The sequence below is a fragment of the Cytophaga sp. FL35 genome, from assembly GCF_014349235.1.
Taxonomy (GTDB): Bacteria; Bacteroidota; Bacteroidia; order Flavobacteriales; family Flavobacteriaceae; genus Euzebyella.
This window is the reverse complement of the sequence record NZ_JACSOH010000003.1, coordinates 182673-202992: the sequence shown is the minus strand read 5'-3', so window position 1 is coordinate 202992 and position 20320 is coordinate 182673. Positions and strand designations below refer to the sequence as shown.

The 20320-nt window shown below is 39.4% G+C and carries 22 protein-coding genes and 1 pseudogene; 22 read left to right on the top strand and 1 reads right to left on the bottom strand.

The genetic code is table 11. The features are described 5' to 3' along the window. Window positions 1-36 precede the first annotated feature (36 nt). Complete coding sequence (locus tag BIZ36_RS03405) at window positions 37-1086, bottom strand: ferredoxin--NADP reductase (RefSeq protein WP_187456461.1); 1050 nt, start codon at window positions 1084-1086, stop codon at window positions 37-39. A 155-nt stretch (window positions 1087-1241) separates the two neighbouring features. On the opposite strand from BIZ36_RS03405, the gene BIZ36_RS03400 reads away from it, so the two are divergent. The 22 genes and pseudogenes from BIZ36_RS03400 (at window position 1242) to BIZ36_RS03300 (ending at window position 20289) form a co-directional block, all read left to right on the top strand. Continuing rightward, on the top strand, window positions 1242-1580 hold the full coding sequence (locus BIZ36_RS03400; RefSeq protein WP_187456460.1) for a PadR family transcriptional regulator: 339 nt from the start codon (window positions 1242-1244) through the stop codon (window positions 1578-1580). 2 nt (window positions 1581-1582) lie between these two features. Then, entirely contained in the window at window positions 1583-2248 is a 666-nt protein-coding gene (locus BIZ36_RS03395) for a hypothetical protein (RefSeq protein WP_187456459.1), read from the top strand. After that, window positions 2245-2949: a hypothetical protein gene (locus BIZ36_RS03390; RefSeq protein WP_187456458.1), complete on the top strand. Its 705-nt coding sequence runs from the start codon at window positions 2245-2247 to the stop codon at window positions 2947-2949. Before BIZ36_RS03395 ends, BIZ36_RS03390 begins: the two co-directional genes overlap by 4 nt. 2 nt (window positions 2950-2951) lie before the next feature. Further along, a complete protein-coding gene (locus BIZ36_RS03385; RefSeq protein WP_187456457.1) occupies window positions 2952-3668 on the top strand; it encodes a hypothetical protein in 717 nt (238 codons plus the stop codon). 49 nt (window positions 3669-3717) lie between these two features. Next, on the top strand, window positions 3718-5187 hold the full coding sequence (locus tag BIZ36_RS03380) for a DUF5687 family protein (protein ID WP_187456456.1): 1470 nt from the start codon (window positions 3718-3720) through the stop codon (window positions 5185-5187). A 21-nt stretch (window positions 5188-5208) separates the two neighbouring features. Further along, a complete protein-coding gene (locus tag BIZ36_RS03375) occupies window positions 5209-5952 on the top strand; it encodes an ABC transporter ATP-binding protein (protein WP_187456455.1) in 744 nt (247 codons plus the stop codon). A 357-nt stretch (window positions 5953-6309) separates the two neighbouring features. Then, complete coding sequence (porW, locus tag BIZ36_RS03370) at window positions 6310-8862, top strand: type IX secretion system periplasmic lipoprotein PorW/SprE (RefSeq protein WP_187456454.1); 2553 nt, start codon at window positions 6310-6312, stop codon at window positions 8860-8862. Window positions 8863-8895: 33 nt separating this feature from the next. Continuing rightward, on the top strand, window positions 8896-9303 hold the full coding sequence (locus tag BIZ36_RS03365) for a bactofilin family protein (RefSeq protein WP_222937199.1): 408 nt from the start codon (window positions 8896-8898) through the stop codon (window positions 9301-9303). Then, window positions 9281-9505, top strand: a complete 225-nt coding sequence (locus BIZ36_RS03360; protein ID WP_187456452.1) for an AtpZ/AtpI family protein — start codon at window positions 9281-9283, stop codon at window positions 9503-9505. Before BIZ36_RS03365 ends, BIZ36_RS03360 begins: the two co-directional genes overlap by 23 nt. An 8-nt stretch (window positions 9506-9513) precedes the next feature. After that, complete coding sequence (locus tag BIZ36_RS21245; RefSeq protein ID WP_222937197.1) at window positions 9514-9900, top strand: DUF6168 family protein; 387 nt, start codon at window positions 9514-9516, stop codon at window positions 9898-9900. 96 nt (window positions 9901-9996) lie between these two features. Further along, window positions 9997-11181, top strand: coding sequence for a F0F1 ATP synthase subunit A (atpB, locus tag BIZ36_RS03355; protein WP_187456451.1), 1185 nt, complete (start codon window positions 9997-9999; stop codon window positions 11179-11181). A gap of 37 nt (window positions 11182-11218) precedes the next feature. Continuing rightward, on the top strand, window positions 11219-11407 hold the full coding sequence (atpE, locus tag BIZ36_RS03350; RefSeq protein ID WP_013993139.1) for an ATP synthase F0 subunit C: 189 nt from the start codon (window positions 11219-11221) through the stop codon (window positions 11405-11407). An 86-nt stretch (window positions 11408-11493) separates the two neighbouring features. Continuing rightward, complete coding sequence (locus BIZ36_RS03345; RefSeq protein ID WP_187456450.1) at window positions 11494-11994, top strand: F0F1 ATP synthase subunit B; 501 nt, start codon at window positions 11494-11496, stop codon at window positions 11992-11994. 37 nt (window positions 11995-12031) lie between these two features. After that, complete coding sequence (atpH, locus tag BIZ36_RS03340) at window positions 12032-12571, top strand: ATP synthase F1 subunit delta (RefSeq protein WP_187456449.1); 540 nt, start codon at window positions 12032-12034, stop codon at window positions 12569-12571. A gap of 61 nt (window positions 12572-12632) precedes the next feature. After that, on the top strand, window positions 12633-14213 hold the full coding sequence (gene atpA / locus BIZ36_RS03335) for a F0F1 ATP synthase subunit alpha (RefSeq protein ID WP_187456448.1): 1581 nt from the start codon (window positions 12633-12635) through the stop codon (window positions 14211-14213). A 63-nt stretch (window positions 14214-14276) separates the two neighbouring features. Then, window positions 14277-14570, top strand: a pseudogene (locus BIZ36_RS03330) (four helix bundle protein); the annotation flags it as partial. Window positions 14571-14599: 29 nt separating this feature from the next. Further along, the gene (gene atpG, locus BIZ36_RS03325) at window positions 14600-15460 is read left to right on the top strand and encodes an ATP synthase F1 subunit gamma (RefSeq protein ID WP_187456447.1); all 861 of its coding nucleotides are present in this window, start codon (window positions 14600-14602) and stop codon (window positions 15458-15460) included. 85 nt (window positions 15461-15545) lie between these two features. After that, window positions 15546-16772 (top strand): TCR/Tet family MFS transporter, encoded by a 1227-nt coding sequence (locus BIZ36_RS03320; RefSeq protein WP_187456446.1) that lies wholly within the window; start codon window positions 15546-15548, stop codon window positions 16770-16772. Window positions 16773-16842: 70 nt separating this feature from the next. Next, window positions 16843-17301 (top strand): hypothetical protein, encoded by a 459-nt coding sequence (locus tag BIZ36_RS03315; protein ID WP_187456445.1) that lies wholly within the window; start codon window positions 16843-16845, stop codon window positions 17299-17301. A gap of 81 nt (window positions 17302-17382) precedes the next feature. Then, window positions 17383-18849, top strand: a complete 1467-nt coding sequence (locus BIZ36_RS03310) for a lipopolysaccharide biosynthesis protein (protein WP_187456444.1) — start codon at window positions 17383-17385, stop codon at window positions 18847-18849. Window positions 18850-18891: 42 nt separating this feature from the next. Beyond that, window positions 18892-19326 (top strand): dUTP diphosphatase, encoded by a 435-nt coding sequence (gene dut / locus BIZ36_RS03305; protein ID WP_187456443.1) that lies wholly within the window; start codon window positions 18892-18894, stop codon window positions 19324-19326. A gap of 9 nt (window positions 19327-19335) precedes the next feature. Next, a complete protein-coding gene (locus tag BIZ36_RS03300) occupies window positions 19336-20289 on the top strand; it encodes a tetratricopeptide repeat protein (RefSeq protein WP_187456442.1) in 954 nt (317 codons plus the stop codon). Window positions 20290-20320: the final 31 nt, after the last annotated feature.

Below are 20320 nucleotides of genomic sequence, written 5' to 3'. Positions count from 1 at the left end.
TTTTACGGACTTAAAACAAAGTGTTTGGCAAATTGCCTAGACGTCATCAAAATCAACGGTTAAATTGGGAGTAATGGGCAATGCTTGGCAAGTAAGAATAAAGCCTTCCTCAATTTCCCCATCCGTAAGAATTTGATTTTTTACCATTTCTGCCTTTCCATCGGTAACCCTTGCAATACAACTACTGCAAACCCCACCTTGACAAGAATAGGGGGCATCGATATTTTGTTTGAGCACCGCATCTAATACCAGCTCTTTTCTATCCATGGTAAGGTTGAACTCCTCATCTTCCAAAATGACCTTTACATTGGTTTGTCCTTCGGCATTGACCGGCATATCATCTAATATCTCGGTAGTGGTAAAAAGTTCAAAGTGAATTTTGTCCTTAGGTATTTCATTATCCTGAAGGGTATCGGAAACCTGATGGATCATTGCCTCGGGCCCACATAGGTAGAAAGCATCGAAATCAACATCCTTATGCTTGTTCTTTAGGGCATAGTTGACGGTAGAAACGTCAATACGACCAAAAAGGGAGTTGTCTTCTTGGGTTTGGCTATTGATAAAATAAGCGAAAAATCGATCCGGATAATCGAGTTCCAACTTGGCCAAATCCGTATAGAACATGGTTTCTTTTTGCGATTTGTTCCCATATACCAACACAAACTTGCTGATGGGGTTACTGCCCAAAACAGCTTTTGCAATGCTCATAATAGGGGTTATTCCACTACCTGCGGCAAAAGCGGCCACATTTTTAGGGTTTTCGGTAGGGGCAAAGGTGAACCTGCCTTCTGGTGGCATCACTTCTAGAACATCTCCTACGGCCAATTTGCTGTTGGCGAAGTCAGAAAAACCGCCCCGCTCCACTTTTTTCACGCCAATAGTAAAGGAATCACTCTTGGGCGACGAGCAAATGGAATAGGCCCTGCGTAATTCTTTTCCTTTTATTTCCTTTTTGATGGTGATGTACTGACCCGGAATAAAGTCGAAAGTCTGGATCAAATCTTTGGGAACCGAAAAAGTTATGGCCACTGAACTAGGTGTCAATGGCTTTATATGCTTGACCGTAAGGGAATGAAATTTACTCATGAGATGTTTTTATCGCAAAATAGACTGCAAAATTAAGCAATGGGACCGCTATTTTAAGGAGAAAACATAAAAAATCATACCTAAAAATCATACCTAAAAATCTTATGCATAAGAAAATTATGTATATTGGGAAGGATTAAATTGGCGAACTGATTATGGCGAATTCTAAACTCTATAAGGGAAGTTTAAATACTATCATCCTAAAATTATTGGATGAAAAGGGTAAAATGTACGGATATGAGATTACCCAAAAGGTAAAGGAACTCACTAAGGGAGAACTAAAGATTACTGAGGGCGCTCTGTATCCAGCACTGCATAAATTGGAAGCCGAAGGGCTTTTGGATGTGGAAGTAGCCAAGGTGGATAATCGTATACGAAAGTATTACAAACTAACGGATCGGGGGGAAAAGGAGACCGTAAACCGACTGGCAGAGCTGGAAGAGTTTATAAGGAGCATGCAAAACTTGGTAAATCCTAATTGGAGTATTCAGTAGTTATGAAATTATCAGAATCACAAATACAGCGAATAGAAAATTATCTCGATAGAAAGGAACTTTTTCAATTGGATGTTCGTGGGGAAGTTCTGGACCATATTATTGCGGGAATTGAAAAAGCCATTCAAGAAGAGGAAATTGATTTTGAGTCGGCCTTCGCGATAGAAAAGGGGAAATGGCACAGAGACCTAAGTGGTTATTCGAGTTCGTGGATAGGTTGGGTTTGGAACGGACCTAAAATTGTTATCAAAAAATGCGAAAGCTGGATAAAGAAGACATATTTAATCAGCTTCATATGTGTGCTGTGTATTGGTTTGCCTATATATTTCTGGATTGATGGCCTTACGGAAGCAATAGTAAGAGTGATCAATATGGTAATAGGTATAGGTTATTACGGTTTTATATTATGGTGCATTTGGGCCTATTATAGAATGAAAAAGGGGGCATTCAAAACAACTTATCTTTATTTGTTTGGAGTGCAAAGCGTAGGTGCTCTTTTTTTATATCTGATGTTCAACCCTCTTTTTTCTCTTAAGGGATACGATTTAATGCTCACTGGCAGATTTTCACCTACGTTGTTTATACATATTTTCCTTTTTGTTAATGCTTACAGAGTTTATGGGCTTTATAAAATGTACTTAAAATTTAGTAAAAAATTTGTGGTATGAAACTATCCGAAGTTCACATACAAGAACTGTATAAATTTACTCGTAGGCGATTGGTAGAACATTACGACCTACAAACCGAATTGGTCGATCATTTGGCCCACGGTATAGAACAAGGATGGCAGAAGAATCCAGAGCTTTCTTTTGACGAAGCCCTACAAAGAGAGTTTGAGAAGTTTGGTCATTTTGGTTTTCGGTCCGTAATTAAGGCGCGTAAAAAGGCAATGAAAACCAAATACAATACCCTGCTCTTCAATGAACTAAAACAATGGGTTTCTTGGCCTAAAATTTTATGGGTTTTGCTTTCGCTACACTCTTTAATGATAGTTCTGAAGGTACTCTCTCAAGAATATAAATGGATTATCCTGGCCATTTCCCTATTACCTGGGGTAGCCTATTTTATATACGAAGGCTATAAGGTTAAAAAGAGATACCGGAATAAAATTGGCGTTGCCAAGCGTTGGTTGTTGGAGGAAAGACTTCATTCGGTTCAAGGAGTGTCATTGAGTTTTTTGAATATATTTCAGATTATCAATTGGATGGCCATACTTTCCAAACCAACGGACACCTTGTTTTTAGACCTTATCATTAGTATTTCAATTGTTGCCGGCTTTGTTATTAATTATGTGGTAATAAAGGTTCTCCCAAGTCGTACAGAACTGATTTTGACCCAAACTTATCCGGAGTATAAATTAGTGTCCTAATCGTGAAGCTAACACAAGACCACATACAAAAACTGTTTAGGTTTACCCGTAAGCATTATGTGGAGCATTATGACCTACAAACTGAATTGGTAGATCATTTGGCCCATGGTATAGAAGAACAATGGCAGAAGAATCCCGAGCTTTCTTTTGACGAAGCCCTACAACGAGAGTTTGAGAAGTTTGGTGTCTTTGGGTTTATGGGAGTGGTAGAGGAAAAATCGGCGGCTATGCGGAAGAAATACTTAATAGTTGTTCTAGGTTTCTTTAAAGACTTTTTTAAGTTGCCTAAAGTTTTACTTACTGTCTTTTTGGTAGGTTTGGTTACTATAATAATTTGGAATATACCTATTGGTTTCAGGTATGGTTCTGTTTTAGGCATTCTGTTCGCCCATGTAATTGTGGTGTTTTTTGTCCTCTTCAAAAACAGAAGTAACAACGAATTGGAAATGGTAAAGCAGGGTAATAAGTGGCTGCTCAAAGACCAAATTTATAGTTATGGCAATTGGGTAAATTTTTTGAATCTCTTTCCCATACTATTGAATACGGGTATTTTAAGAGGCGCTATGCCCATGGATACTATTTGGGTGATTTTAGGTTTTGCCACACTTATCGTTCTAACAGGAATACCTACTTACATTATTCTTTACATAGTTCCCTCCAAAGCAGAAGAGCTATTGGCAAATACCTACCCAGAATACAATTTTGAATACGTACTGTAACATTTCGTACATTTCCTATACTCATTGAAAACAAGCAAAATAAAGGCGGATGTTCAAAAACTTTACGGGCTTACAATGGAAATCTTTCTTTAGGTCATCCTCACTGGGAAAAAGTTTGGGCATTAAGATTTTTATGGGTTTTATGGCGGTCTACTTGGCCGTCTCTTTAATTATGTCCGGTATCGGTGCCTATTTTGCCCTTGAGAAGATTTTTCCTGAAAGCGGTCCGTTTCAAATCATCAATCGGTTTTTAATTTACTATTTCTGCCTTGAGCTATTTATCAGGTACTTTATGCAGAAGCTTCCGGTGATGGATATCAAACCATTTTTGATACTACCCATTAAAAAGAGCAGCATCACCCATTATATTTTGGGTAGATCTGCCGTCTCTTTTTATAATTTTTTGTCCCTTTTCTTTTTCCTGCCTTTTTGTGTCGTATTACTTTACAAAGGTTTTCCTGTGCTGAACGTTCTTGGCTGGCTTATGGGAATCATCGCCTTGGTGTTGACCATTAACTACATTAATTTTTTGGTCAATAAGAGCGATAGAATCTTAATTGCTGTTGCAACTATTATAGGAGCGTTCTATGCCTTAGAATATTTTGATATAGTCTCTATTACGGAGTACTTCGGCGCATTGTTCTATAGATTGTATGAACAGCCATATCTCGTCATTATACCAATTGGTCTTGTGGTGTTGGTATACTGGCTCAACTACAAATTTTTGCGAACCAAGTTGTTTTTGGATGCCACATTGGAAAACAAAACAAAGGAGGCGCAAACCTCCGATATGGCTTGGACACGTAGATTTGGGAAGATTGCACCCTTTTTGCAATTGGATTTAAAGTTGATATGGCGCAACAAGCGCACCAAGACCCAAGTTTTCATTTCCTTGGCCATGATTTTGTACGGACTTATTTTTTACACCATGAAAGATTTTGGTCCCACTTCACCCATGTTAGTGTTCGTTGGAATTTTTATGACAGGTATTTTTTTAATGAACTTTGGTCAGTTCATTCCTGCGTGGGACAGTGAATATTATAGTATGATGATGTCACAGAACATACCGCTACGAGATTATTTGGAGTCGAAGGCCGGACTTATTTATGTAAGCGTGGTAGTGATGTTTCTTTTATCTATTCCCTACGTATATTTTGGTTGGGAAGCGTTGGCCATCAATTTCGCCTGCGCCCTATACAATCTGGGTGTTAACGTGCCTGTCATTCTCTTTTTTGGCTCCATGAACAAAAAACGGATCGATTTGGCCAAGAGTGCCATGGGAAATATGCAAGGGGCCAGTGCAGCTCAATTTCTGGTAGGTATTCCCTTATTTGGTCTGCCCATGATATTGTTTGTGGTTCTTTCGTGGGTGGGATCATTTCAAATGGCAATTTCGGTTATGGCCCTATTGGGTATCTTGGGTTTCGCCCTTAGAAAGCCCATTCTGGATAACATCACCAAAATATATGCAAAGAAAAAGTACGGTATGATTGCCGGATTTAAAGAAAAGAATAGTTAGGAAGCCTTAAATTATAAATCGATGGTTCAAATTGAAAATCTTACTAAAAAATACAGTTCCAAATTAGTGTTGAACATTCAAGAATTGAACATCCCTAAGGGACAAAGTTTTGGTTTGGTTGGTAATAATGGGGCAGGTAAAACCACATTGTTCAGCTTGTTGTTGGATTTAATTCAGCCAAGTACCGGGCACATTAGCAATAACGAGGTGAGGGTAGACCAAAGTGAGAACTGGAAAACCTATACTTCTTCTTTTATTGACGAATCTTTTTTAATTGGTTACCTTACCCCAGAAGAGTATTTTTACTTTATTGGCGAGTTAAGAAATAGAAACAAGTCTGATGTTGACGCTTTATTGGCCAAATATGAAGACTTCTTTCATGGAGAAATCCTAGGTCAGAAAAAATATTTAAGGGACCTATCCAAAGGAAATCAGAAAAAAGCAGGAATTGTCGCCAGTTTTATAGGAAATCCGGAAGTGGTCATTTTAGACGAACCTTTTGCCAATTTAGACCCCACGACCCAAATTAGGCTCAAAGGGATTATAAAGGATTTAGCTGCCCAGCAAGGAGTAACCGTTTTAATTTCCAGCCATGATTTGAGTCATGTTACCGAGGTATGTGAACGAATTGTAGTGCTCAATAAGGGAGAAGTGGTAAAAGACATTCAAACTTCTGCACAAACACTACGTGATTTGGAGGCTTTTTTCTCTGGAAATACGTCCGTTCAGGTGACTGATTTAAATACATCCGAAGAATCGATTTAAAAAAGAAAACCGACCCATTGGTTGGTTTGGTTTACGTCCGTTTAAAACCACCAATATTCTTTCTTGGGTGTACGGTATCAAAACGTCCGTAAACAGAAGTTATCACTCCAATAGTAATCAGGTTTTTAAAAGCACCAACTGATTAGTTGGTATGTCTTAGGTCAAGTAAATGGTTTCTTTCCTCTGATAGATCCATAATATCCTTTAAAAAAGTATGAAAGCAAGGTTTGGAGTCATTGTGGTGGTTGTTTGTTCGGCTAAATGAATTTTAACACCTTTCAGATAAATATTTTATCGATGAAATACATAATATTCCCGCCGTTTTTAAGTTAGAGTTACGTACACAGATATACAATTTTGAAACTACATTCTAAACTGGTCTTGAATTTGGTACTTGGGGGCATCGTACTAAGCGCATGTTCTACCAAGAAAGATACGTTTGTCAACCGCAATTGGCACGCGATGAATACCAAGTACAACACGCTTTATAACGGGAACATAGCTTTTGAAGAAGGCAGGGAAGAACTCAATAACAGCTACCATGATGATTATTGGGAAGTACTACCGGTGGAAAGATTGGAGGTTTCAGGAGAAATTAAATTAGATTCAGAAGATAACAATCCCAACTTTATCATAGCGGAGGAAAAAGCTACCAAAGCCATACAAAAGCATAGTATGGATATTAAGGACGAAGAGCGAAATCCGCAGACAGATGAAGCTTTCCTTCTTTTAGGTAAAGCCCGTTATTTTGATGAACGATATATTCCCGCTTTGGAAGCCTTCAACTATATCATCAATAAATACGATTATAGTGATAAACTAGCTGAAGCTCGTATTTGGCGTGAGAAGGTAAATATTCGATTGGAGAATGAAGAATTGGCCATTAAGAATTTAAAATGGCTGATGAAGTATGAAGACCTAAAAGAACAAGAGTACGCAGATGCCCGTGCGATGATGGGTCAGGCCTACATTAATCTTGGGGTTTTGGATACCGCCGTTCAGCAATTGAAAATAGCTTCGTACCTCACTAAAAAGAACCCGGAAAAAGGTAGGTACTACTACATTATTGGGCAGTTGTACAATCAATTGGGCCATAAGGACAGTGCCAATTATGCCTTTGACAAGGTAATTGATCTCAACAGAAAGTCGCCACGCGTCTATATGATCAATGCAGAGATTGAGAAAATAAAAAATACGGAGGTCACTGCAGAAAATAAGGAGCTGATGCTGGAGCATTTGACCGAATTGGAGGAAAATCGTGAAAACAGACCTTTTTTAAACATTATTTATCGCCAAGTGGCCGAATATCATTTAGCGGAAGAAAACGATAGCATCGCTTTGGCTTATTTCAATAAATCCTTGCGCGCTACAGAAAACGAACCCAAGCTTAATGCGCTTAATTATGAAAATCTGGCCATTTATAATTTTGATGAAAACGAATACAAGTTGGCAGGGGCCTACTATGATAGTGTATTGACCAATTTAGAGGAAAACACCAAAAAGTATAGGTTCACAAAAAAGAAACTGGATAACCTGGAAGATGTTATCAAATATGAGGACATCGTTCAATATACAGATAGTGTCATAACCTTATATGAAATGCCGGAGGAAAAGCAACTGGCCTATTTTGAGGACCATATTGCAAAACTTAAAGCTGAGCAAGAAGCACAGGCCAAGAAGGAGGAAAAAAGGCGTAATGCGGGTTTTGCACAATTTGGAAATAGCAAGGGCGGAAAAGATAATAAGGGTAAGTTCTATTTTTATAATGTGACCAGTCTAGGGTATGGTAAAAATGAGTTTTCCCAAAGATGGGGTAAAAGGGAATTGGCAGATAACTGGCGGTGGAGTGATAAATCCAGGTCGCTGCCGGTTGATAATTCCAATACTGTGGCCACAAACGAGAGCGAAGGTACGGCGGAAGAGATGAACGATGAATTGTCAACGGATTTTTATATGGCCCAACTTCCCAAAGATGTTGAGGTAATCGATAGTTTAAGAACGGAAAGAAATTTTGCCAATTATCAGTTAGGACTCATTTATAAAGAAAAATTCAGGGAAAATTTATTAGCGGCCGGTAAATTGGAAAAAGTTCTGGCGTCCAATCCAGAGGAACGCTTGGTGCTTCCGTCCAAATACAATTTGTACAAAATTTACGAAGAAGAAGGTAGTCCGCTATTGGCTTCTATGAGGGCCGATATTCTTAAAAATCACGGTGCTTCCCGTTATGCAGAAATTATTTTAAATCCCAGGGCTGTTTTGGAAGGTGACGCAGATAGTCCAGAAGCACGGTACGCCGCTTTATATAGATTGTACCAAAATCAGGAATTTTTAAGGACCATCACCGGTGCAGAAGAAAATATAGAGAAGTTTACAGGGGAGGCCATTGTTCCCAAGTTTGAAATGTTAAAGGCGAATGCTATTGGCAGACTTAATGGTTTTGAGCCTTTTGAAGAAGCATTGAACTATGTTGCCTTAACGTACCCCAACAGTCCCGAAGGCAAAAAGGCAGAGGCTATTGTATCTGAACAACTGCCAAAATTAGCGGTTACCCAATTTTCTGCCGAAGAAGGCTCAACAGGCACGGATAACTGGAAAGTGGTCTTTCCGTTTAGAAGGAGCAATAATCAGATTGCTTTAAGGGTGATGAAGGAATTGGAAGATGCAATTGTTGACCTTAGGTACAAAAATGTGGTATCCAAGGATATTTATACGCTAGAAGAGCAGTTTGTAGTGGTACATGGGTTTAAATCCAAGGACTATGCACTAGGCTTCGCTGAGCTTATTAAATTTAACAAGGATTACCTTATTGACAATGAGAATTTTGTAATTTTATCAAGCAACTATAAAATTGTGCAAGTACACAAGAACCTACAAGATTATAAGAATCAGATTTTAACCCCAAAACCTTAACAAATGTTTTCCGATAACAAAAAACCTAGAACTATGAACGAAATAGGCGCACAACCCAACAGAATCTCAAAGCACACTAAAATTAAAGGTGATATCATTTCAGAAGCCGATTTTAGAATTGATGGTAAATTAGATGGTAACGTAAAGACTACCGGTAAGGTAGTTATTGGAAAAGATGGTTACATTCATGGTAAAGTAGAGTGTGTAAATGCAGATATTGAAGGTAGCTTTAATGGAGAACTATTGGTCTCTGATTTATTGTCCTTAAAATCGTCAGCTGTTATAGAAGGTACCGTTTCCGTTTCTAAATTAGCGGTAGAGCCTGGAGCAACGTTTAACGCTTCTTGTACCATGAAGGGAAAAGGAGGGGCAGCTTCCAGTTCCAACAGCTTTAAGTCTACCGTAGGTAGTTCTGCCAATGAACCAGCAAAAGCCTCGTGATAATTCACGCCTGATTCGCAATGCGGCAAGCCTTTCCGGTATTGCCATTCAAATGGGGGCAACCATTTATTTGGGGAATCTTTTAGGGGCGTGGTTAGATGTTAAGTTTGAAAAAAACTACTTAGAGGATACGGTTACTTTAATTGCCGTATTTTTGTCCATGTATTTAGTGATTAAAAAGGTAATCAACCTTAACAAATAGATGGCGTAGTGTTTAAAACAATCATATTATATATAGTCGTGTTCACCCTTGTGGGCACGACTTCTTATTTTATACATAATCAACTTCTAGGAACGGAGCACTTTGAGCTAAAAGCACTCTTGAAAAAGGCTTATTTGTTTCATGCTATTTTCTCTTTATCGATTATAATAGCGTTTCAACTGGCATCAAATTTTGATTCGGTTTTTCCTCAATTAGGATTTATTTACATGGGACTGCTCGTTTTTAAGATCATGGTATTCACCATGATGTTTTATCCGCAACTCGTGGGAGATCAGATGGTATCGAGGTTTTACAGGGGCTCTATTTTAATTCCAGTTGCTATTTTTCTAATATTGGAAGTTGTTTTTGTTACAAAAATCCTTCGTCGTAAATAAAGGCAGAATTTTATACTCTTTTTATACTGTTTATTAAAGTAAGATTGACTACTTTTGCGCCAAATTTTAGGAGCTTAATTTTTTGATAAAGAACCCATGAAGGAAGTATCAAGATCGTTCAGAACCTTATTACTATTATTTGCACTTTGTTTTTCGACTCAAGGTTTTGCCTCATCAGATCCTGAGGGAGAGGTTGAAGGAGCGGTTAGCTCTAAAGAAGAGGTGGATGCCTACATTCAGCATCACATAAAAGATTCACATGATTTTCATTTGTTTTCCTATACCAATAGTGAAGGGGAGCGCAAGCATGTTGGTTTTCCGTTACCGGTTATAATTTGGTCGAGCAATGGTTTGGTGACTTTTATGTCATCTGAGTTCCACCATGATGATTCTGGTCATGTGATCGTTGAAAAAGGGGGTGCTAAGTTCACTAAAATTCACAGTAAGATATATGAACTGGAAGCAGGTGCAAGTGAAGTAAAGTTCGATGAAACGCACCATGCCACCAATGCTCATAAAGTATTGGATTTCTCCATCACTAAAAGTGTTATGGGTATTTTGTTGGTAGGTCTTTTTATGCTGTTTGCCTTCTCTAGCTTGGCAAAACAATACAAGTCTAAAAAAGTACCGACCGGTTTTGGCCGCGTATTGGAGCCGTTGGTAATTTACGTACGTGATGAAATCGCCAAACCGAACATCGGCGAGAAAAAATACAGGCAGTTTACAGGTTACTTGTTGACGGTTTTCTTTTTCATTTGGATTTTGAACCTTTTAGGCCTAACTCCTTTTGGGTTCAATGTTACCGGTCAGTTAGCGGTTACCGCAGCCTTGGCAATTTTCACTTTGGTTATCTATACGTTTAGTGGAAACAAAGATTATTGGATGCACATGTTATGGATGCCGGGAGTTCCTGTGTTGATACGTCCGGTACTTGCCATCATCGAATTGGCAGGAGCATTTTTGATCAAGCCATTCTCGTTATTGGTTCGTTTGTTCGCTAATATTTCCGCGGGTCACATTGTGGTTATGAGCCTTATTGCTATCATGTTTACTTTAAAAGATAGTTTAGGTGTTGCGGGAGCGACAGGTTTGTCTTTGGTATTATCGTTTTTCATCACCTTGATCGAGGTGTTGGTTGCCTTTTTACAGGCATATATTTTCACCATGCTTTCGGCATTGTTTATTGGAATGGCCGTTGCGGAGCATGACCATGACCACGAGCACGATGCACATGGCCACGAAGTGCCGGATGCGGAAGACGTTCGTGAGAATTTTATTTAAGAATTGAGTTTTTTATTTAATATATAAATCGTTTACTATGTACAACTTAATTGGAGCAGGTTTAATCGTGATCGGAGCAGGTATCGGACTTGGTCAAATTGGTGGTAAGGCAATGGAAGGTATTGCCCGTCAACCAGAAGCGACCGGAAAGATTCAAACTGCAATGATTATCATCGCTGCACTTTTGGAAGGTTTGGCATTTGGTGCCTTGTTCTTAGGAAAATAAGAATAGAAAAACCTTAAAGCATTTTCCTGTAACGGTTGGTTACAGGAAATGCTTTCATTAAAAACTAGCATTTTAAGATATTATATATGGAAACTTTAATAAACGATTTTTCACCAGGCCTTTTTGTTGTTCAGACCATTCTATTGTTAGGTCTAATTTTCTTGTTGGTAAAGTTTGCCTGGAAGCCTATTTTAACTTCTCTTAACGAAAGGGAAGAGGGAATTCAAGGAGCATTGGAAGCTGCGGATAAAGCACGTAAAGAAATGCAGAATCTTCAGGCGGACAATGACAAGCTTTTAAAAGAGGCTCGTGCAGAGCGTGAAGCTATGTTGAAAGAAGCTCGTGAAATCAAGGAAAAAATGATTTCTGACTCTAAAGAGCAAGCGCAAATAGAAGGTGATAAGTTGTTGAAGCAGGCACAAGCTGCCATCGAAAGCGAAAAGAAAGCAGCCGTTGCTGATATTAAAAATCAAGTGGCCGCACTTTCAGTAGAGATAGCGGAAAAAGTACTTAAAGAGCAATTATCCAACAAAGACAAGCAATTGAAGCTTGTGGAAGATATGTTGGGCGATGTTAAATTGAACTAAGAAACCTCTTTAAGTTTAACTACGAAACAATACGATAATGAGCGATTCTAGAGCAGCCTTACGATATGCAAAAGCAGTTTTGGCATTTGCAGTGGAGAAAAAAGCGGCCAATGCGGTTGAAACCGATATGCGTTCCATTGTAGCGACTATTTCCGAAAGCAAAGAGCTTAGAAATATGCTGCAAAGTCCGATTATTAAGGAGGAAACCAAAAAGGAAACTTTGGCTGCCATTTTCAAAGGGAGCAGCGAGATTACTTTAGGTCTTTTGGGTACTTTGGCAAGCAATAAAAGAACTGCACTTTTAAATGAGGTGGCCTTAAAATATATCATCCTTAATGAAGATTTAAAAGGTGAAGGAGTAGCTCATGTGACCACTGCGGTTCCGTTAACGGCAGAATTGGAAAAGAAAGTTTTAAAGCAAGTAGCGCAATTGACCGGTAATGAGGTAACCATTCAAAATAAAGTGGATGAGAGCATCATCGGTGGTTTTGTGTTGAGGGTTGGCGATTTACAATACGATGCTAGTATTGCCAACAAACTGAATAATATTAAAAGAGAATTTACGAATAGTCTATAAATAACAACCTCGGAAGAAAGAATGTCTCGATTCTTTTTTCTTAGGAATAATGTCTAAACAAATGGCAGGAGTAAAAGCCGCTGAGGTATCAGCAATTTTAAAGGAGCAATTATCAGGAATTGAAGCCACCGCCACATTGGATGAGGTGGGAACTGTATTACAGGTCGGTGATGGTATCGCCCGCGTTTACGGTCTATCAAATGCCCAGTATGGGGAGTTGGTAGAATTTGAAGGCGGTTTGGAAGGTATCGTTCTTAACCTTGAAGAAGACAACGTAGGTGTGGTACTTTTAGGTCCATCAAAAGAAGTTCTTGAAGGTGCTACTGTAAAGCGTACCCAAAGAATTGCTTCCATTAAAGTAGGTGAAGGCATCGTTGGTCGTGTGGTGGATACCTTGGGTAACCCTATCGATGGTAAAGGTCCTATCGCCGGTGACACTTATGAAATGCCATTGGAGCGTAAGGCCCCTGGAGTTATTTATAGAGAACCAGTAACCGAGCCAATGCAATCAGGTATCAAGGCTATTGATGCAATGATTCCAGTGGGAAGGGGACAAAGAGAGTTGGTAATCGGTGACCGTCAAACGGGTAAGACTACGGTTTGTATCGATACCATCTTGAACCAAAAAGAATTTTTTGATGCGGGTGAGCCTGTTTACTGTATCTACGTTGCTGTAGGACAGAAAGCCTCTACCGTTGCCGCTATTGCCAAAACCTTGGAGGAAAAAGGAGCTTTGGCCTATACGACTATCGTAGCGGCTAACGCATCGGATCCTGCGCCAATGCAGGTATATGCTCCCTTTGCCGGGGCTTCTATCGGAGAATATTTCCGTGATACAGGTCGTCCTGCATTGATCATCTATGATGATTTATCAAAGCAAGCGGTTGCCTATCGTGAGGTATCTCTTCTTTTGAGAAGACCACCAGGACGTGAGGCATATCCAGGTGACGTTTTCTACCTTCACTCTAGATTATTGGAGCGTGCTGCAAAAGTGATCAACGATGATAAAATCGCCCAGAACATGAATGATTTGCCAGAGGTGTTGAAGCCGATGGTAAAAGGTGGCGGTTCTTTAACGGCGCTTCCTATCATTGAAACACAGGCAGGTGACGTTTCCGCCTATATTCCTACCAACGTAATTTCGATTACCGATGGTCAGATTTTCTTGGAACAAGATTTATTCAACCAAGGGGTGCGTCCTGCGATCAACGTAGGTATCTCCGTATCTCGTGTGGGTGGTAGTGCTCAGATAAAGTCAATGAAAAAGGTTGCCGGTACATTGAAACTGGATCAAGCCCAGTTCCGTGAATTGGAGGCGTTTGCGAAATTTGGTTCCGATTTGGATGCTGCTACTTTGAACGTGATCGAGAAAGGTCGCCGAAACGTGGAAATCTTGAAGCAGGCACAAAATGATCCTTATACGGTAGAAGATCAGGTAGCCATTATCTATGCAGGTTCTAAAAACTTGTTAAGGGATGTACCTGTTGAAAAAGTAAAGGAATTTGAAAGAGACTATTTAGAATTCTTGAATGCGAAACACAGAGGTACTTTAGATACCCTGAAAGCCGGTAAGTTGACCGATGAAGTAATCGACACACTTACAACAGTTGCAAAAGAGCTTTCTAGTAAGTATACAAGTTAATAGTCTAGAGTTATGAGTTATGAGTAAACTTGGAGAAAGTCCTGTTAGGATAAAAGTTTTCAGTTTGCTTGTGACGTTGTTCACTTTTGTGATAGGTTAAAAGATAAAAAGGATTTTGAGTTGGCTTCTCAGTTGTTAAGAAGCGGAACGAGTATCGGCGCGAATACACGTGAGGCACAGAGAGGAGTTGGTAAAAAGGATTTTAAAAATAAATTTGGTATTGCTCTTAAGGAAGCTGATGAAACCATGTATTGGTTAGAAATATTAGAGGCTACCGGAAGGGAAATTCCTAAAGATATGAAGTTGAAGTGTGAGGAGTTGATTCGAATGTTGGTTTCAATAGTCAAAAACTCTTAACTCTTAACTTTAAACTCATAATTTGAAAAATGGCCAATTTAAAGGAAATACGAAATAGAATTTCATCGGTGTCTTCAACCATGCAGATTACGAGTGCCATGAAAATGGTATCCGCTGCCAAATTGAAGAAGGCACAAGATGCAATTACTGCTATGCGTCCTTATTCTGATAAGCTTACGGAGCTTTTGCAAAGTTTAAGCGCCAGTTTAGATGCTGATAGTGGTAGTAAGTATGCCGACAACCGAGAGGTTAAAAAGGTTTTGGTGGTTGCCATTACTTCCAATAGAGGTTTGGCAGGTGCTTTTAACTCCAATATCCTAAAGCAAACTACCGTGCTTTCAAACGAAACGTATGCCGGTAAGCAGGTGGATTTTGTAGCTATCGGAAAAAAGGCCAATGATTTCTTGACAAAGAAGAGTTCCGTAATTGCCAATCACAGTCCGGTTTTTGACGATCTTACGTTTGATAATGTTGCCGAAATCGCTGAGTCATTGATGGAATTATTTGTGTCCGGCAAGTACGACCGTATCGAGTTGGTTTACAATAAATTTAAAAACGCCGCTACCCAACTGGTAATGACGGAGCAGTTTTTACCTATTGTTCCTGCGGAAGGTGGCGAGGCTATGGGTACAGACTATAAATTTGAGCCATCAAAAGCAGAGATTGTAGAACAGTTGATTCCTAAATCCTTAAAAACTCAATTGTATAAGGCTATAAGGGATTCCTTTGCCAGTGAGCACGGAGCAAGGATGACGGCCATGCACAAGGCTACCGATAATGCTAAAGAGCTAAGAGATCAATTGAAATTGACTTATAATAAGGCCAGACAAGCGGCTATTACCAATGAAATCCTAGAGATTGTTGGTGGTGCCGAGGCTTTGAACAATTAGTCAAGTTCTAGGATAACAATTTATATAAATTTAAACCTCACAGAAATGTGGGGTTTTATTTTTTAGTCGATTTTTGCCATCGATTATGAAATCAAAGAAAACAGCCCTCCTATTTATTTTCATCACCATCTTGGTCGATGTCATCGGTATCGGAATCATCATTCCTATTATACCAGATCTGATTATGGAACTTACAGGTGAAGGTACTGCCCAGGCGGTAATTTATGGTATGTGGCTTACTACTGCATTCGCTGGGATGCAATTTTTGTTTTCCCCTGTTTTGGGCGAAATATCTGATCAGTACGGTAGGCGTCCCATTCTTTTAATTGCCTTATTAGGGTTAAGCGTAGATTATTTAATACATGCATGGGCTCCTTCCATAGCTTGGTTGTTTTTAGGTCGGTTTTTAGCAGGTATAACTGGAGCTAGTTTTACGGTGGCTTCGGCCTATATAGCCGATATAAGTACCAAGGAGGAAAAGGCGAAAAATTTTGGATTGATAGGTGCAGCTTTTGGTCTTGGGTTCATTATTGGTCCGGGCGTGGGTGGATTTTTTGGAGAAATTGATATCCGATTGCCGTTTTATATTGCAGCCGGACTCACCTTTGCCAACTTCCTTTTTGGATGGCTTTTTGTACCTGAATCCCTTCAGAAAGAAAACAGAAGACCTGCCCAATGGTTAAAAATGATACCAGGAGTTTCTTTGGTAAGTCTGAAACATTACAAAGGTGTACTCACCTTAATTTTTGCTTTTTTTCTTGCGAATCTAGCAGGTCAAGCTCTGCCCGCCACTTGGTCATATTATGGTATTGAACGCTATGACTGGAGTCCAAAGGAAATAGGGGTTTCGCTAATGGTTGTTGGTTTATTGGTGGCTTTGGTTCAAGGAGTTTTGGTTGGCGTTTTGGTCAAAAAATTTGGAAGAAAAAGAGTAATTGTGGTAGGTTTTGTTCTTTGGACTTTTGGCATGTTTCTTTTTTCATTGGCCACAGAACCTTGGATGCTCTATGCCTTTTTAATCCCCTATGCCTTGGGAGGTATAGCAGGCCCCACAGTTCAAGGGGTTATATCCAATCAGGTATCTGAAAAAGAACAAGGAAATCTGCAAGGGGCCATAACAGGGTTGTTGAGCGTAACTTCTATTCTGGGTCAACTAATTTTTTCTCCGGTATTCTACTATTTTATACGCCCTGAGGGTGCCGTCTATTTTCCTGGGGCACCATATACTCTAGCGGCTTTATTTCTCTTTACAGCGCTCGTTTTTGCTTTATTGGCCATGAAAGGCCTGTCTTTGGAAGATGCGGAAGACTAATTGCTATATATCTTGATAGTCTACAACAGAGGTTTTTGCGTATTTACTTGCAAACCACTAAAAGAACACTATGAAAATCAATATATATTTTCTGTTTTTTACTTTGATGGTAGTTTCTTGCTCCAGTTCTAAGAAATTGGAGAGCATTGCACCCTTTGACCTTGGTGAACCTTTTGCCCAAGAATGGAAAACCGCAGATGAAAGTGAGCAGGGTTTCGAACTAATCATTCCTATTACCAGTTTGGAACTCAAGGAGGCAGAGCTCAAGAACTTATATTTTCAGGGTAAGATGGCCCCGGTAGTGATTACTCTGACGGAATTGGGTAATGTAGCCATTGCCGAATTCGGCCAAAAGAGCACAAAAACCGGACCTTTAAATCCGTCGGAGCCTTTTCCTTTTGAATTATTGGACACTCAGGCTGTAATAAGCTATGTGAGCAACGATAAAGTAAAGTATTATAAAGTGAATGGTGTTAGCCAAAAAATACCTATTACTTACAGCGATCTAGAAGCCAAGAACAACAGATAGCGTTAAAACTATCTTATAGGTAATTATACTTACTTTGCCACATCCCTTTAAATAGGTACTTTTGAGCATTAAACTACGTGTTTGAACCCACTTAAAAAATTATTTAAGCAGACAGCTATTTATGGACTCGCTACGGTTCTTCCGCGGATGATGTCCTTTTTGTTGTTGCCGCTTTACACGGGGGTTTTGGCAACTTCTGGATATGGGGAGGTCTCCATTATTTTTGCCTGGTTCGCTATTTTTAATGTGATTTTGGCTTATGGTATGGAAACCGCTTTTTTTAGGTTCTACCATAGTAAAGAACATAAAATCAAAGTAGTGACTACTTCCCTTTTGTCCATTGTTGGGAGCACCCTTCTTTTTGTTGTTTTGGCCCTTTCTCTTCAAGATTTTATGGCTTCCGCCACTGGAATTGATGCGGAATATATCAGGTACACCATTTTTATAATTGCTTTAGATGCCTTGGTCATCATTCCCTTTGCATGGTTGCGGGCCAACGAACGCCCCATGAGATATGCCATTATCAAAATATTAAACGTGGGTGTCAATTTAGGGTTGAACATTTTCTTCCTGTTAGCATTGCCATCAATGGTAGGAAACAATCCAGATTCTTCATTTGCGGCTCTGTATAAGGAGAATTTTGAGGTTTCCTACATCTTTATATCCAACTTAATTGCAAGCGGTCTCACATTAGTGTTAATGGCCAATTTGTATATTCGAAAGGATTATGTTTTTGATACGGATTTATGGAAACGAATGATGAAATACGCGTGGCCTGTTTTGGTGGCAGGTATAGCTTTTACCATCAATGAGGTGTTTGATAGGATTTTATTGGAAAATCTATTGCCTGAGGATATTGCAAAAAGTGAAGTAGGTAAATACTCGGCCTGTTATAAGCTGGGCCTTTTCATGACGCTTTTCGCAACAGCTTTTAGAATGGGGATTGAGCCCTTTTTCTTTAGCCATGCAGGAAGTGAAAACCCTCAAAGGGCCTATGCACAGATAACCAATTATTTTGTAGTGTTGGGAAGCATCATTTTATTGGCGGTAATAGTCTTTGCCGATGTTTTAAAAGTTCTATTTGTACAGAACAAAGACTATTGGGATGCCATGGCCATTGTACCCCCCATTATTTTAGCTAGCTTTTTTCTGGGTATTTACCATAACCTCTCCGTATGGTATAAAGTTACGGATAGAACCCGCTACGGAGCCTTTATATCTTTAGCTGGGGCATTGGTAACTATTGGTGTAAATGTGGTGTTTATACCATCAATAGGCTATATGGCATCAGCGATTGCCACCTTAATGGCCTATGGAACTATGATGGCCTTGTCCTATTATTTAGGAAAGTCTAGATACCCTGTGCCCTATAATTTTAGAAAAATCACTTTTTACTTGGGTGTTTCCATTTTGTTTTCTGTGCTTTCCTTCTATGTTTTTGATAGAAGCTTGATTATCGGTATCCTTTTACTGATTTTATTTTTAGGGTTGGTATACAAGATGGAGAACGATAAGCTAAAACAGATTTTTTTAAAGAAGACTGCCTAGGTGTAATTAAGAATCGTAAATTAAAAGATAACAATAAGTAGAATGCAAATAAAAGTCATCAATAAGTCGGCCCATGCATTGCCTCACTATGAGACCATTGCCTCCGCAGGTATGGATTTAAGAGCCAATATTTCTGAAGCCATTACGTTACAACCTTTAGAGCGTGCCATAGTTAAGACGGGGCTTTTTATTGAGCTGCCCATAGGTTTTGAGGCACAAGTTAGGCCAAGAAGTGGTTTGGCGGCCAAAAAGGGCATAACGGTACTCAATGCTCCAGGAACGGTAGATGCAGATTATCGAGGGGAAATTGGAGTGATTTTGGTAAATCTTTCCAACGAACCCTTTACTATAGAGAACGGGGAAAGAGTTGCCCAGTTGGTAATTGCCAAGCACGAAAGGGCTGAATGGGAGGTAGTTGAGTCCCTATCTGAAACCGTACGTGGTGAAGGCGGTTTTGGCAGTACTGGGGTAAAATAGATAAAAAGTATGCAAAAGAATTGGATTTGGAAGACGCAAATGCTGGCTATAGTGGTCCTAGCGGTCACTTCCATTTCTTTTGCACAAGAAGGAGGTGAGGAAGAGATCGATGCGCAAAAAAGTGCGGAGCTTTTTCTGGAAAACTATTCTGATGACTTTCAAGAACATTTCTTTGAAGCCCTAAAGCAAAAAGAAATAGAGAACTACGATAAGGCCATTAACCTTCTGTTGGAATGTAAAAAAATTGACCCTGCCAATTTGGTGGTCGATCATGAATTGGCAAGGGTATATCTGAAAGAAAAACAATACCCTTTAGCCGAAGATTATGCGTTCGCAGCTTTAAGTGACGACCCGGAGAATCTTTGGTTTGCAAATACCTATGTAGAAACCCTAAGACAGCAGGGCAAGTCATTTGCGATAGTGAAAGATAAACTTCCTGAAATTACCCAGTTAAACGAAAATTTGGCGCTGGCGTACTTTAAAAAGCGCGATTTTGATACGGCATTGGCAATACTAAAGGAAACCACTACATCTGAGTTCACCAAGGCGCTGTCCTTACAAATTAACGATGCTTTAGAAGAAAAGAAGCAGCATACCGTTTCATCAGGGTTTATTTCTACGGGTAATACAACATCCAAGGATACTGGTTCTTATGAGCATTATAAATTTCAGATAGAAATGTTCTTACGAACGGACAATATTTTGATGCTGGATCAAAAGTCCGAAGAGGCCTTGGAAATGTTTCCGGCCCAGCCCTTGCTATACTATGCCCAAGGTTATGCGTTGAATAGAAAATCCAAACCTAGGGATGCCATTGAGATGCTGGAAACAGGTTTGGATTATCTGGTAGGCGATATTTCTTTGGCCAATAAATTCTATCAAGAGCTGGCCAATGCTTATAATTCCATTAACAATTCAGTCAAGGCAAATATGTATCTTCGTAAGATAAAACCCGGTTTCTAGAAGTAGGTTTAGATTTCAATAGGGTTTTAAA